The sequence below is a fragment of the Candidatus Njordibacter sp. Uisw_039 genome (assembly GCF_047730075.1).
Lineage (GTDB): Bacteria > Pseudomonadota > Gammaproteobacteria > Pseudomonadales > Balneatricaceae > Njordibacter.
Genome location: NZ_CP159831.1, coordinates 1,629,721 through 1,644,549 on the forward strand (window position 1 = coordinate 1,629,721; position 14,829 = coordinate 1,644,549).

The following is a 14,829-nucleotide window of genomic DNA, read 5'->3' on the forward strand; positions in this document are numbered from 1 at the left end:
GGGTACTGATATCAGACTGAATTATAGCAGGGCAAACAGGCATAAATACATAATCCTGTACTCCCTAGTAGAGAAACTATAGGCGTACAGGCCAATGTTTTGTACAATGGTGCCTGAATTATCAAATCCACTAGTTCGCGCTCCATTTAGCGCCCTTAAGACACTCGAACCTAACCCATGACCAATACAACTACTCGCGAAATACTTGTTACAAGCGCCTTACCTTATGCCAACGGATCCATTCATATTGGCCACATGCTGGAGTACATTCAAACTGATATCTGGGTAAGATTCCAGCGCCATATTGGTAACACCTGCCATTATGTGTGTGCTGACGATGCCCACGGCACAGCCATTATGTTGCGTGCCGAACAAGAAGGCATTACCCCAGAGCAATTAATCGCTAATGTACAAGCCGAACACGAACAAGATTTTAGTAATTTTAACGTGTCTTTTGACAACTTCTATTCTACCCATTCACCTGAAAACCGTGAATTTTCAGAATACATCTATAAAGCCTGTGAGGCCAAAGGCCATATTGCCTCGCGCACTATCACCCAAGCTTTTGACCCAGAAAAGCAATTATTTTTGGCCGACAGGTTCATTAAGGGTACCTGCCCTAAGTGTAAAACAGAAGATCAGTATGGTGACAACTGTGAAGCTTGCGGTGCCACTTACTCTCCCGCCGATTTAATTAAGCCTAAATCGGCCATTTCGGGAGCAATACCTGTTCAAAAGGACTCCACCCACCTATTTTTTAAACTCCCTGACTTTGAAAAATTGTTGAAGGATTGGACCCGTAGCGGCAGCCTACAAAGTGAAATTGCCAATAAACTAGCCGAGTGGCTAGATTCTGGATTACAAGAATGGGACATCAGCCGAGACGCTCCCTACTTTGGTTTTGAAATTCCCGGCCAAGAGAACAAGTTCTTCTATGTATGGCTAGATGCACCTATTGGTTATATGGCTAGTTTTAAAAACTTATGTGATCGTACAGCAGGGCTAGACTTTGACTATTACTGGAATAAGAATTCCAGCACTGAGTTGTACCACTTTATTGGTAAAGACATCATCAACTTCCACGGCTTATTTTGGCCCGCCATGTTGTATGCTGCCGAGTTCCGCACTCCTACGGCTGTCTACGCCCATGGTTTCTTAACTGTGAACGGTCAGAAAATGTCTAAATCCCGTGGCACCTTTATAAAAGCAGGCACTTATTTACGTCACTTGCATCCAGAGTACTTACGTTACTATTTTGCGGCCAAACTGAATAATAAAGTTGATGACTTAGATCTAAATCTAGAAGATTTTGTGCAACGAGTTAACTCTGACCTAGTTGGCAAGGTAGTGAATATTGCCAGTCGCAGTGCTGGTTTTATTAGCAAGAAATTTAATGGCAAACTAAGCACCGCTGTGAGCGAACCCGAGTTGCTAAACGCCTTTGCCAGTGAGCAGCATACCATTGCCGTACATTATGAGAATCGTGAATTTGGCAAAGCCATTAAGGCTATTATGGCCTTAGCCGATCAAGCCAACCAATACATCGCTGATAAAGAACCATGGGTATTAGCAAGACAAGAAGGTTCCGAACAACAGGTCCAAGACATCTGCTCAACAGGCCTCAACATGTTCCGCATGCTGATGATCTATTTAAAGCCTGTTTTACCAATGATGACCGAAAATGCGGCTAACTTCCTCAATGACGACCTTTCTTGGTCCGGGCTAAACACTCCCCTTGTTAGTCACGGTATCGAGAAATTCAAACCTTTGATGACCCGTATTGAAGCGAGCCAAATAGAAGCTATGCTTGAAGAATCTAAAGTGGAAGTTGCCAAGGAGCTGGCGCTCAAGGAAAAGCAAGGCTAAGTATTTAGTAAACCTTCCTTCAACACACAAAAAGGCCACCCTAGGGTGGCCTTTTAAATGACATCACCAACAACAGCTTAGTTCCAGCCAGTTACTTCTTTTAGTGCTTGACCAATGTCGGCTAGAGAACGAACGGTTTTGACACCGGCATCCTCTAAAGCAGCAAACTTTTCATCCGCAGTACCTTTACCACCAGAAATGATGGCGCCAGCATGGCCCATACGTTTACCAGCAGGTGCAGTAACACCAGCAATGTAAGACACAACTGGTTTAGTAACGTTCGCTTTAATATAAGCTGCAGCTTCTTCTTCTGCAGTACCACCAATCTCACCAATCATAACGATAGCTTCTGTTGCTGGGTCTTTTTCGAATAACTCAAGCACGTCAATAAAGTTGGTCCCAGGAATCGGGTCACCACCAATGCCTACACAAGTAGATTGACCAAAGCCGGCATCCGTTGTTTGTTTAACGGCCTCATACGTCAAGGTACCAGAGCGAGAAACAATGCCCACCTTACCCGGCAAGTGAATGTGCCCGGGCATGATGCCAATTTTACATTCGCCTGGAGTAATCACGCCTGGGCAGTTAGGGCCAACTAAACGAGCACCAAGTTGATCACAAATTACCTTACATTCCAACATATCTAAGGTTGGAATACCTTCAGTGATGGCAACAATAAACTTAATGCCTGCGTTAGCAGCTTCTAGAATGGAATCCTTACAAAAAGCAGCTGGTACGTATATGACAGATGCCTCAGCACCAGTGTCTTCAATAGCTTCGCTTACCGTATTAAACACAGGGAGACCAAGGTGAGTTGTGCCACCTTTTCCTGGTGTTACACCACCAACCATTTTAGTGCCATATTCGATAGCTTGTTCAGAATGAAAAGTGCCCTGACTACCAGTAAAACCCTGACAAATAACCTTGGTGTGTTTGTTAATTAAAATGCTCATGCTTCACCTCCAGCTGCAGCAACCACTTGTTGTGCTGCACCGCTTAGACTGGTGGCGGCAATAATATCAAGGCCGCTTTCGGCTAGCTTTTGACTACCTAGCTCGGCGTTGTTACCTTCCAAGCGCACTACTACTGGTACACTTACACCTACTTCTTTAACGGCACCAATGATGCCTTCAGCAATCAAATCACAACGTACAATACCACCAAAAATATTCACCAAAACAGCTTTAACACGCTCATCTGACAAGATGATTTTAAAAGCTTCAGTAACACGTTCTTTAGTTGCACCGCCGCCAACATCTAAGAAGTTAGCCGGGAAACCACCATGCAATGCAACAATATCCATGGTTCCCATAGCCAAGCCAGCACCGTTAACCAAACAACCTATGGTACCGTCTAAAGCGACATAGTTTAAATCCCAAGAAGCGGCATAGGCTTCACGCTCATCATCTTGACTTGGGTCGTGCATGGCTTGAATGTCTTTGTGTCGATACACAGCATTGCTGTCGATCACTACCTTGGCATCCAAACAGTGTAAATCACCTTGCTCAGTCACCACCAATGGATTGATTTCCAACAAGGCTAAATCCTTATCTTGGAACAATTGAGCCAAACCAATAAAGATTTTAGTAAACTGACTTACTTGCTTACCCTTAAGGCCTAACTTAAACGCCAATTCACGACCTTGGTATGGCTGGGCGCCAGTTAATGGATCAATTTCTGCCTTTAGAATCTTTTCTGGAGTCTCTTCAGCTACTTGTTCAATTTCTACACCACCCTCAGTGGAAGCCATAAACACTATACGCCGACTACTTCGATCAACCACAGCGCCAAGGTAAAGTTCTTGTGCAATATCAGTACAAGGTTCAATATAAACCTTAGAAACAGGTTGGCCATCGGCATCTGTCTGATAGGTCACCATGCGGTTACCTAGCCACTTATTGGCAAAATCAGCAGCTTCTTGCTTAGAAGAAATCACCTCTACGCCACCTGCTTTGCCGCGGCCACCAGCGTGAACTTGTGCTTTGATTACCCAGCGATCACCTGGAACTTGATCCAGTGCCGCCATGGCTTCTTCTGCTGTATCTACGGCAATACCGCTAGATACGGGCAAGCCGTACTGAGCAAACAATTGTTTGCCTTGATATTCATGGAGATTCATTCTATTGCCTGTTTATTTAAATTTAACCTAAATACCTATTTTCTTTTTTTCCTGTTGGCCATATGGATGGCATGGCCATCTACGGCTAAAGCTGCTTCGTGTATTGCCTCACTCAATGACGGGTGCGCAAATACTGTAAGAGCTAGGTCTTCAGCGCTTGAGCCAAATTCCATTGCAATTACGGCCTGAGCAATGAGCTCAGATGCGTTACCACCGAAAATGTGACAACCTAAAATACGGTCTGTGTTGGCATCAGCAATCAACTTTACAAAACCTTGAGTATCGTTTGCGGCCATGGCGCGACCTGAAGCTGCAAATGGGAATTTACCCACTTTAATTTCAACGCCTTCTGCTTTTAATTGTTGCTCTGTTTTGCCAACCCATGCAATTTCTGGATGGGTATAAATCACCCAGGGAATGCAGTCGTAATTAATCAACGCCTTATTGCCGGCAATTATATCTGCAACCATCATGCCTTCTTCAGAAGCTTTGTGAGCCAACATCGGACCACGAACGACGTCACCAATGGCATATACCCCAGGAGCATCGGTTTTACAACGCAGGTTAACATGAACAAAACCACGTTCATCAAGGCCTACGCCTGAGTCCGCTGCCAACAGGCCCTCAGTGTACGGTTTACGACCTACGGCAACAATCAACTTGTCGAAGGTTAGCGTCTCAGAGTCGCCATCGGCCTTTTTAACGACGACTTTAACTTCGTTATTGACAACCTCTGTGCCAGTAACTAGAGCTCCAAGACGAATATCCATACCCTGCTTCTTTAAAGACTTAGCAGCTTCTTTGGATAAATCCTTATCAGTTGTGCTTAAAAAAGTGTCCATGGCTTCTAGTACGACTACTTCACTACCCAAGCGTTGCCATACTGTGCCCATTTCCAAACCAATCACACCTGCGCCAATAATGCCAAGGCGTTTTGGTACTTCACTAATGTTTAGTGCACCAATGTTATCGATAATGATATCTTCGGTTAGTGGTGCTGGTGGGATGTTTGCAGCCACCGAACCAGCAGCCAAAATCACACTACCAGCCTTCAGCTCACTTTCACTACCATCGCCGGCAGTCACTTTGACCACACGATCTTTTTGTAGTTGGCCAGTGCCATGAATTAATGTCACTCCATTGGCTTTAAATAAACCAGCCACACCCATGGTAAGGTTGTTCACAATGGTGTTTTTACGAGCCAACATAGTGCCCACATCCATAGATACTGCACCAGTGTTGATACCGTGAACTTCAAATTCATGTTTAGCGTCATGGAATTTATGGGTCGAGTCCAATAACGCTTTTGAAGGGATACAACCTACATTCAAGCAAGTTCCACCTAATACTGGAGCACCTTTGTCATTGGTCCACTTTTCTACACAGGCTGTTTTTAAACCAAGCTGCGCACCACGGATTGCCGCAACATAACCACCAGGACCGCCACCGATGACGACCAAATCAAATTCTTGGGACATAATATTTTCTCAGATTGTCAGCTCACGTTGGATCACAACGCGGACTTGGGTTAACACGCGGGCTTATATCTCAAGCAATATTCGCGCTGGGTCTTGCAGCAATTCCTTAATGGTAACTAAGAACTGAACTGCTTCCTTGCCGTCAATCATCCGATGGTCATATGACAAGGCTAAATACATCATTGGGCGAATGACCACTTGGCCATTTTCTGCTATTGGGCGATCTTGAATTTTATGCATACCCAAGATGGCAGTTTGTGGTGGATTCAAAATTGGCGTGGAAAACAAAGAGCCAAAAATACCACCATTTGTTATGGTGAAGGTGCCACCCTGCATTTCTTCCAAGGTTAGCTTGCCTTCTTTGGCTTGCGTCGCTAACTCTACAATACCTTTTTCGATATCGGCTAAGGTCATCGCTTCTACATCACGTAATACTGGCACTACCAAACCACGATCTGTAGACACAGCAACACTCACATCTTGATAACCGTGATATACCATGTCATTACCGTCTAACGACGCATTCACCGCTGGATAGCGTTTTAGAGCTTCTGCTGAGGCCTTAACAAAGAACGACATAAACCCTAAACGCGTACCGTTGTGGGCTTTTTCAAACTGAACTTTATATTGATTACGCAGCGCCATAATGGGCGACATATCCACTTCATTGTAGGTGGTCAACATAGCTGCTTCGTTTTGAGCAGACACTAAACGTTTGGCAATGGTCGACCGTAAGCGAGTCATAGGTACGCGGCGAGACGTACGATGTTGAGGGCCAGTGGAGGGTGCCACAGTTTCTTTAACTACAGGTGATGATGCCGCCACTACCAGAATCGGGGCTGAGGTAAGCGGTGTTGGGTTCTTCAAGTAATTAAGCACGTCTTCTTTTAGTAAGCGACCACCTTTACCTGTGCCAGTAACCTGATTCGCGTCTAAATTATTTTCGTGTAGCAACTTGCGAACAGCAGGGCCGCTAACTTCCATCTGATCGGTATCAGCTGCTTGCGTTTCATTAACTACAGGGGCTGCTTCTGCGGCTCCAGTAAAACGAGCAATAACCTCATTACTCAACACTGTACCTCCTTCAGCGACAATAATTTCTGACAAACTACCATCAGCCGGTGCAACCACTTCCATCACTACCTTATCGGTCTCAATATCAACGATCAAATCATCACGCTTGCAAACCTCTCCTGGCTGTTTGTGCCAAGTGGCAATAGTGCCGTCTGCGACTGACTCAGGAAAAGATGGGGCTTTAATTTCAATAGACATGGTTTATCTCTTCGCTCTAATGATTGGTAGGGTTTGCTCAATTAACCCATTCATGATTCTAATCCCAGTGCTTGGGCTACTAAGTAACGTTGCTCTTCTAGATGCACAGACATGTAACCACATGCCGGTGCCGCCGAGGCGGGTCGTGAAGCGACAATCAAATTGAGTTTAGGACGCCCTATTTGTATAACTTTACGCATGTGATGCTGGCTAGAATACCAAGCACCTTGGTTTTGTGGTTCTTCTTGACACCAAACCACAATTTCCAAATGAGGATACTGGTCTAATACGTCTGCTAAATGCTGTTCAGGGAACGGGTACAGTTGTTCAATACGAACTATAGCCACATGGTCTAAATGGCCCAGACGACGCTGCTCAAGTAAATCGTAGTACACCTTACCACTAGTCAGTACAACACGTTTGACTGCACTTTTTTTGTGATCATCTACATCATCAATAACGACCTGAAACTCTCCCTGAGCTAACTCGTCTAAGCTCGAAATAGCCATTTTGTGACGTAACAAGCTCTTGGGCGACATTACCACCAATGGCTTACGCATGGGCCGAATGACCTGACGTCGGATCAAGTGAAATATTTGCGCAGGCGTGGTAGGTACACAGACTTGGATGTTGTGCTCGGCGCACATCTGTAAGTATCGCTCTAAACGAGCAGAGGAATGTTCTGGACCTTGACCCTCATAACCATGGGGTAGCAACATCGTTAAACCGCACATGCGGCCCCACTTATGTTCACCACTGGTGATAAATTGATCAACCACCACTTGAGCGCCATTAGCGAAATCGCCAAACTGCGCTTCCCAGATCACTAGACCTTCTGGTGACGTTGATGCATACCCATACTCAAACGCTAGCACTGCTTCTTCTGACAACAAAGAATCAAAAATAGTAAATTCAGGTTGTTGTGGTGATAAATTTCGCAAAGGAACGTAAGCACCGCTGCCCTTCTGATCATGTAATACAGCATGACGATGGGAAAAAGTACCACGGCCCACATCTTGTCCTGTTAGACGAATAGGATAACCTTCCTCCAGCAGAGAGGCATAAGCCATCACTTCGGCAAAACCCCAATTAATTTCTGCTGCACCAGATGCCATCTTTAAGCGGTCATCAAGAATTTTTTTCACCTGACGCTGTACTACAAAACCTTGTGGCACCTGATCTAAACGTTGGCCTAAATCCTTTAATACATCGCTGGCCACTCGTGTATCGCCGGCCGCTGTCCATTCGTGACCTAAGTAGGGTTTCCAATTCACAAACGAACTTGTGTCAGGCGTCGTAACAAGTGATTTGGCAACGTGCTCACCATTATCAAGGGCTTTACGATAATCGTTTTGATAAGAGGTAATGTCTGCCGCTGTAATAACGCCTTCGTTTACCAATTGTTGTCCATACAACGTAGCCACCGTTTTTTTAGCTTTAATGGCGTTATACATCAATGGTTGTGTACCAGACGGTTCATCAGCTTCGTTGTGACCGCGACGGCGATAACATACAAGATCTATAACAACATCCCGTTTAAATTCATTGCGATAATCTAACGCTAGCTCCGACACGAAGGCCACAGCATCTGGGTCATCACCATTGACGTGAAAAATTGGAGCGTCGATGAATTTCGCAACATCAGTACAGTAAGGGGTAGTACGTGCGTCTTCTTTTTTACTGGTAGTAAAGCCAACCTGATTATTGATTACAATATGGACCGTACCACCAGTTTTATAGGCACGGGTTTGGGACATTTGTAACGTTTCCATTACTACACCCTGACCTGCAAAAGCGGCGTCCCCATGTAAACAAATTGGCAATACGGTATCGCCTTTAGTGTCATTGCGACGATCTTGACGTGCTCGTACCGAGCCTTCTGCCACTGGATTAGCAATTTCCAAGTGAGACGGATTAAACGCCAAGGCCATGTGTACTTCTCCACCAGGAGTGCTCACATTGGTGGAAAAACCTTGATGGTACTTAACATCACCGGAAGTATTCAAAGGTTGCTTACCTTCAAACTCCTCAAACAAATCGACTGGATTTTTGCCAAAAATATTAATCAATACATTTAGCCGACCACGGTGGGCCATACCTATGACAATTTCTTTAGCTTTGTTGCTACCTGAGCGCTGTATGATGTTATCCAACATTGGAATCAGAGTTTCACCACCTTCAAGGCCAAAGCGTTTGGCACCAGAAAAGCGAGAAGCAAGGTATTTCTCTAGACCTTCAGCAGCGATTAAACGTTCAAAAATATGCTGACGTTTTTCTGGCGTATGTTCTGGATGGCTGCGTACTGACTCCACCCGCTGTCTAATCCATAGCTTTTCATCAGTATTAACAATGTGGCTATATTCACAACCCACGGTTGAGCAGTAGGTCTCTTCAAGGCCAGCAATAATTTCCGATAAAGGCATTTCTTCTTTGCCTAAGTAGGAAGCGCCTACTTGGAACACAGTGTCTAAATCAGCTGCAGATAACTCGTGGAAATGTAAGTCGAGGGCTTGCACCACTTCTTTAGCTTTAAGCTCTAAAGGGTCTAAACTGGCTATCTGATGACCGTGCACACGATATGCATTAATCAGACGCACCACCCTAACTTGTTTACGCTCATGGTCACTACTTAGAGTTGCAGTTCGTATGGGGTGGGATTTGCTTTGATTTTTACCTAGAAGGACAAAGTGTTCTTTTATAGTAGAGTGAGGCACATCCCCACTAATGGAGTCTGGTACTCGAGGCAGTTGATCAAACTCTTGCCGCCATTGCTCTGGAACAGCATTGGGGTCACGTAAATAGGTTTCGTACATTTCTTCAATGTACGCAAAGTTGCCGCCAGAGAAATGAGACTCACGCCTCTGTTGCTCCATTACGCTGTCATGCATTCAGTATCACCGATTTCCGATTGTGGTTAGACTTAACCAAACGCGTCCAGTATAACCCGTAATGCGTCACATGGTTAAGCAACATAGTCACATTTTACTAAACAAATTAGCGTTCAAGACCCTTAAATAACGGCCTTGAACTCATTCACCGTTAAACTTACGTGGCTCTAGTCAACAACATGTTCCGAATATGTCCAATAGCTTTGGTTGGATTTAAACCCTTAGGACAGACAGTGACACAGTTCATAATACCATGGCACCGAAACACACTAAACGGATCGTCTAAATCAGCTAAGCGTTGATCCGTCCCCGTATCGCGGCTATCAGCCAAGAAACGATAGGCCTGAAGCAAGCCAGCTGGACCAATAAATTTATCTGGGTTCCACCAAAATGAGGGACACGCCGTTGAACAACAAGCACACAGAATACATTCGTATAGTCCGTCTAACTTCTCACGATCTTCAGGAGACTGAAGACGCTCGATAGCAGGGGCTGGAGTATCGTTCAACAAGAACGGCTTGACTTTTTCATACTGCTTATAGAACTGATCCATATCAATGACCAGGTCACGAATAACTGGTAAAGCAGGCAACGGGCGCAAGGTTAACTTGTTGTTTTTCACACACGACGATAATGGTGTAATACATGCTAAACCATTAGTGCCATTGATATTCATACCATCAGAACCACATACTCCTTCACTGCATGATCGGCGATAAGTGAGGCCCCGATCTCGTATTTTCAACAAATTCAAAACATCTAATACCATTAGATCTTTACCTTCAGTATCAACCTGAAAGTCTTGCATATAAGGCTTCGCATCGAGTTCTGGATGGTAGCGATAAACACTCACTGTTAACATAACACTACTCCTTAATAAGTACGAATTTTAGGTGGGAAGGCATCCACAGTTTTGGGTGAAAAGTTCACATCTCGCTTGCCAAGGCGTTCTTCGGTGGGGTAATACACTGAGTGTTTTAGCCAGTGTTCGTCGTCACGTTCAGTATAGTCGTTACGCGCATGAGCACCACGACTCTCCTTACGTTGTTCAGCAGAAAACGCGGTAGCAAATGCTACTTCAAACAGGTTTTGTAACTCTAGGGCTTCTATACGATCGGTATTAAATGCACCGGTTTTATCTTGTAGATGAAGGTTAGATATTTTTACCCGAAGCTCACGCAAAAGCTCTAGTCCTTTGAGCATGTTTTCGCCTTCACGAAACACACCAAAGTATAGCTGCATAGTCTTTTGAAGCTCTACCCGAACTTCAGGAATACTTTCACCTGATTCAGAATTATTTAATGCATTCAGGCGTGCCATGGCTGCATCTAAATTAGCTTGGTTTGCAGGTTCAGCACGATAACCTTCTCGCATCGATTTTTCAATCTGAATACCAGCTGCTCGACCAAAAACAACGAGATCTAACAGTGAGTTGCCACCTAAACGGTTTGCTCCATGCACTGACACACAGGCGGCCTCACCACATGCATATAAACCTTCAATTATACGCGTTTCTGATTCTGATTCTGGGTACAACACCTGGCCACCAATATTAGTGGGTAAGCCACCCATCATATAGTGGCATGTAGGCACCACAGGCACTGGTTCAAACACTGGATCTACATGGGCAAAGGTACGAGACAACTCACAAATACCAGGCAACCGACTTTCCAATACATCTTCGCCTAGGTGATCGAGCTTCAGCAGCACATGGTCGCCATTTACGCCACAACCACGGCCTTCTAATATCTCCAATACCATAGACCGGGCCACAACATCACGGCCAGCTAAGTCTTTAGCATTAGGCGCATAGCGCTCCATAAACCGTTCGCCATCTTTGTTAATAAGGTAGCCACCTTCGCCACGACAGCCTTCGGTCACCAGGGTACCAGCACCAGCTATACCAGTAGGATGAAATTGCCACATTTCCATATCTTGCACAGGCAAACCCATACGCAAACCCATACCCACACCATCACCCGTGTTAATTAATGCGTTAGTGGTGGATTGATAAATGCGGCCTGCACCACCCGTAGCCAAAACAGTTGCCTTAGCTTCGATATAAACGGTTTCTCCAGATTCAATACAAATGGCAACCACGCCAACAACAGCGCCATCGTCATTTTGCACCATGTCTACAGCGAACCATTCATTTAAAAAAGTGGTGCCACCTTTTAAGTTACCTTGATACAAAGCGTGCAATAGTGCATGCCCCGTACGATCTGCAGCTGCACAAGTCCGGGCAGCTTGACCACCCTCACCAAAATTCTTAGACTGACCACCAAAAGGACGCTGATATATACGCCCCTCTTCAGTGCGGGAGAAAGGTAGACCCATGTGGTCCAATTCAAATACCGCCTGCGGCCCCACACTGCACATATATTCAATCGCGTCTTGGTCACCAATATAGTCGGAGCCTTTTACGGTATCATACATGTGCCAGCGCCAATCATCGTTCGGATCATCACTAGCAATGGCGCAGGTAATGCCACCTTGGGCCGACACCGTATGAGAACGGGTAGGAAATACTTTAGTAATACATGCGGTCTTTAAACCAGATTCCGTGAGCTGCAGGGCAGCTCGCATTCCGGCACCACCGCCACCAATGACGATAGCTTCATAGGACATTTTACGTAAGGTGTTTGACATGACTTATAGGCCCCACAGCAACTGAACACCCCAAACGGTGTAAATGAACATTAATAAACCAACTACCATTTGGAATACAAAACGCAGTGTAAACGGCTTAAGGTAATCGGTGGAAATAGACCAGAGGCCAATCCAGCAATGTGCACCCAAAGACAAAAGTGCCATTAAACTGAAGATACGCATACTGGTCATACTGAATAAGGCGTGCCATTGAGCAAAATCTAACTGAGGGTTTACCAAAAGGTAAACCACCATAAATACGGAATAGACTGCTAATATTAATGCACTCACTCGCTGCACTAGCCAATCAGAAAGCCCACTACGCCCAAAACTTGTAACTGTGGTTACCATATCCAAACTCCTGCCAATACGGCTAATATAACCGTTAAGCCAATAACAAATTTTGCTGCTTTGTTGGCTGTTTCTAGCTCTTCACCATGACCTAAGTCCATGACGAGATGCTTCATACCAGCGCTAAAGTGAAATCCTAAGGCAGACAACAATCCCCAAGTCACAAACTGGGCAAAAAAGTTCTCTTGTAGTAAGGTTTGTGCAGAAGCGAATTCTGCCGCATTTTTTAATGAGGTATCGAATAAATTAAATAAAAATACCAGGCCCACAAACAAAATAACGCCAGAAATGCGGTGGCTGATAGAAACCACAGAAATTAAAGGGTGCTTGAATGTGCCTAGGTCGAGATTAACGGGTCTTTTATCGCTCACGGTTACCTACTCTTGGCTAAAAAATGAGTTGAATTAAGGCTTGGAACACTACGCCAAATCGACACTCACTTAGCTGTAAGCGTCACGCAGGTCGCAAGTATAGTGATTTGAACAGCAGAAAACAACGCAACTTTTGTAGTATATGTGTTCTTTTATTTTGCATAGACATGCATCAAGAAGCACCCAGCGCGTGGCTTAGACTTAACACGAGCTCTTTACAAACGCCCACGACAAGAGGATGATATAAACCTAGCGTTATAGCAACCCCCCTCCATATCACTTGTAATTATACCTACAATCTATATGCCGAATCTTTTCTATGCCCTTTCGAGGGTAAGTCTAAGGTAAGATAGGGTCCAGTTTTTGGAGGTGTCTGACTTATGCCCGCTGTTTTAAATGGTGCACTAACGTTATATTGCCGCTTTATAAGCCATCCCTCCCATCACAATTTTTAGGAGCCAATACATGTCCGAAAGAAAAGCCACTCTTCACGTAGAAGGTATGGACCCAATAGAACTGCCGATATACTCAGGCAGCACTGGCCCCGATGTTATTGACGTACGTCAATTAGTGAGCAAAGGCCTTTTTACCTACGACCCAGGCTTTGTGTCTACGGCTTCATGTGAATCTAAAATCACCTACATCGATGGTGATAATGGCATTTTATTACACCGTGGTTATGCGATTGAAGATCTAGCTGCTAACTCATCCTATCTAGAAACCTGTTACCTTTTAATCCACGGCGAACTTCCAACCACCGAACAGATGGATGAGTTTGAAAACCATATCACCCATAACACCATGGTGCATGAACAGCTTACGCATTTTTTCAATGGTTTCCGCCGAGACGCCCATCCAATGGCGATCATGTGTGGTGTAGTAGGCGCACTATCTGCGTTCTATCACGATCAACTTGATAACGACAATCCTCATCACCGAGAAAAAGCGATTCACCGCTTAATCTCTAAAATGCCTACCCTTGCAGCTATGTGTTTCAAATACTCTATTGGCCAGCCATTTATTTTTCCACGTGACGACCTTAATTACGCCGAAAACTTCTTACACATGATGTTTGGCAAACCTACTGCAGAAAGTAAAATAGACCCAGTTTTATCTCGCGCCATGGATAAAATCTTCTTGTTGCATGCAGATCATGAGCAAAATGCATCAACTTCTACAGTGCGTTTAGCTGGCTCCTCTGGTGCCAACCCCTTTGCTTGTATTGCTTCGGGTATTGCTGCCCTATGGGGCCCAGCCCATGGCGGTGCCAATGAAGCCGTACTTGATATGCTTGAGGAAATTGGCGATGTTTCTAATATTGATGCATTTGTTGCCAGAGCTAAAGACAAGAACGACCCTTTTCGCCTTATGGGCTTTGGTCACCGTGTGTATAAGAATTTTGACCCTCGCGCCACGGTAATGCGTGAAACATGCGACGAAGTATTAGCCTTACTCGGTGTAGAGAATGATCCACTATTGCAAATAGCTAAACGTTTAGAGCAAATCGCCCTAGAAGACGAATACTTTATCCAGCGTAAGCTATACCCAAATGTGGATTTTTACTCTGGCATCATCCTTAAAGCCATTGGCATTCCAACCTCTATGTTTACGGTCATTTTTGCCGTAGCACGTACGGTAGGTTGGATTTCTCACTGGCATGAAATGCTTAATAGCCCTTACCGTATCGGTCGTCCCCGCCAATTATATACTGGTGAAACTAAACGCCCTTACCCTGCTAAATAAAGCACCACAATTTTGGCATTGATAAAAACCACCCAAGGGTGGTTTTTTCTTGCCTGAACTTATGTGCTGGCACACTCTTTGCTTTATAACTA

Annotated in this window: 10 protein-coding genes and 1 pseudogene; 2 read left to right on the forward strand and 9 right to left on the reverse strand. The window is 44.8% G+C overall.

The features are described from left to right. Window positions 1–177: 177 nt before the first annotated feature. A pseudogene (gene metG / locus ABXT70_RS07775) lies at window positions 178–1,854 on the forward strand (methionine--tRNA ligase); the annotation flags it as partial. 89 nt (window positions 1,855–1,943) lie between these two features. Here the strand turns inward: metG and sucD are convergent. From sucD to sdhC, 9 genes are all read right to left on the reverse strand, one after another. After that, the gene (gene sucD, locus ABXT70_RS07780; protein ID WP_443639924.1) at window positions 1,944–2,819 is read right to left on the reverse strand and encodes a succinate--CoA ligase subunit alpha; all 876 of its coding nucleotides are present in this window, start codon (window positions 2,817–2,819) and stop codon (window positions 1,944–1,946) included. Then, entirely contained in the window at window positions 2,816–3,985 is a 1,170-nt protein-coding gene (sucC, locus tag ABXT70_RS07785; protein WP_443639925.1) for an ADP-forming succinate--CoA ligase subunit beta, read from the reverse strand. Before sucC ends, sucD begins: the two co-directional genes overlap by 4 nt. A gap of 35 nt (window positions 3,986–4,020) precedes the next feature. After that, window positions 4,021–5,463 (reverse strand): dihydrolipoyl dehydrogenase, encoded by a 1,443-nt coding sequence (lpdA, locus tag ABXT70_RS07790; protein ID WP_443639926.1) that lies wholly within the window; start codon window positions 5,461–5,463, stop codon window positions 4,021–4,023. Between the two features lie 63 nt (window positions 5,464–5,526). Next, window positions 5,527–6,735, reverse strand: coding sequence for a 2-oxoglutarate dehydrogenase complex dihydrolipoyllysine-residue succinyltransferase (gene odhB / locus ABXT70_RS07795; protein WP_443639927.1), 1,209 nt, complete (start codon window positions 6,733–6,735; stop codon window positions 5,527–5,529). Between the two features lie 50 nt (window positions 6,736–6,785). Then, window positions 6,786–9,623 (reverse strand): 2-oxoglutarate dehydrogenase E1 component, encoded by a 2,838-nt coding sequence (locus tag ABXT70_RS07800; RefSeq protein WP_443639928.1) that lies wholly within the window; start codon window positions 9,621–9,623, stop codon window positions 6,786–6,788. Window positions 9,624–9,780: 157 nt separating this feature from the next. After that, complete coding sequence (locus tag ABXT70_RS07805; RefSeq protein WP_443639929.1) at window positions 9,781–10,485, reverse strand: succinate dehydrogenase iron-sulfur subunit; 705 nt, start codon at window positions 10,483–10,485, stop codon at window positions 9,781–9,783. Between the two features lie 11 nt (window positions 10,486–10,496). Next, window positions 10,497–12,272, reverse strand: coding sequence for a succinate dehydrogenase flavoprotein subunit (sdhA, locus tag ABXT70_RS07810; RefSeq protein ID WP_443639930.1), 1,776 nt, complete (start codon window positions 12,270–12,272; stop codon window positions 10,497–10,499). A gap of 3 nt (window positions 12,273–12,275) precedes the next feature. Continuing rightward, the gene (sdhD, locus tag ABXT70_RS07815; RefSeq protein ID WP_443639931.1) at window positions 12,276–12,623 is read right to left on the reverse strand and encodes a succinate dehydrogenase, hydrophobic membrane anchor protein; all 348 of its coding nucleotides are present in this window, start codon (window positions 12,621–12,623) and stop codon (window positions 12,276–12,278) included. After that, entirely contained in the window at window positions 12,617–12,994 is a 378-nt protein-coding gene (gene sdhC / locus ABXT70_RS07820) for a succinate dehydrogenase, cytochrome b556 subunit (protein WP_443639932.1), read from the reverse strand. Before sdhC ends, sdhD begins: the two co-directional genes overlap by 7 nt. A 465-nt stretch (window positions 12,995–13,459) precedes the next feature. Between sdhC and gltA the strand changes: the two genes are divergently transcribed. After that, the gene (gene gltA / locus ABXT70_RS07825) at window positions 13,460–14,737 is read left to right on the forward strand and encodes a citrate synthase (RefSeq protein ID WP_443639933.1); all 1,278 of its coding nucleotides are present in this window, start codon (window positions 13,460–13,462) and stop codon (window positions 14,735–14,737) included. Window positions 14,738–14,829 lie beyond the last annotated feature (92 nt).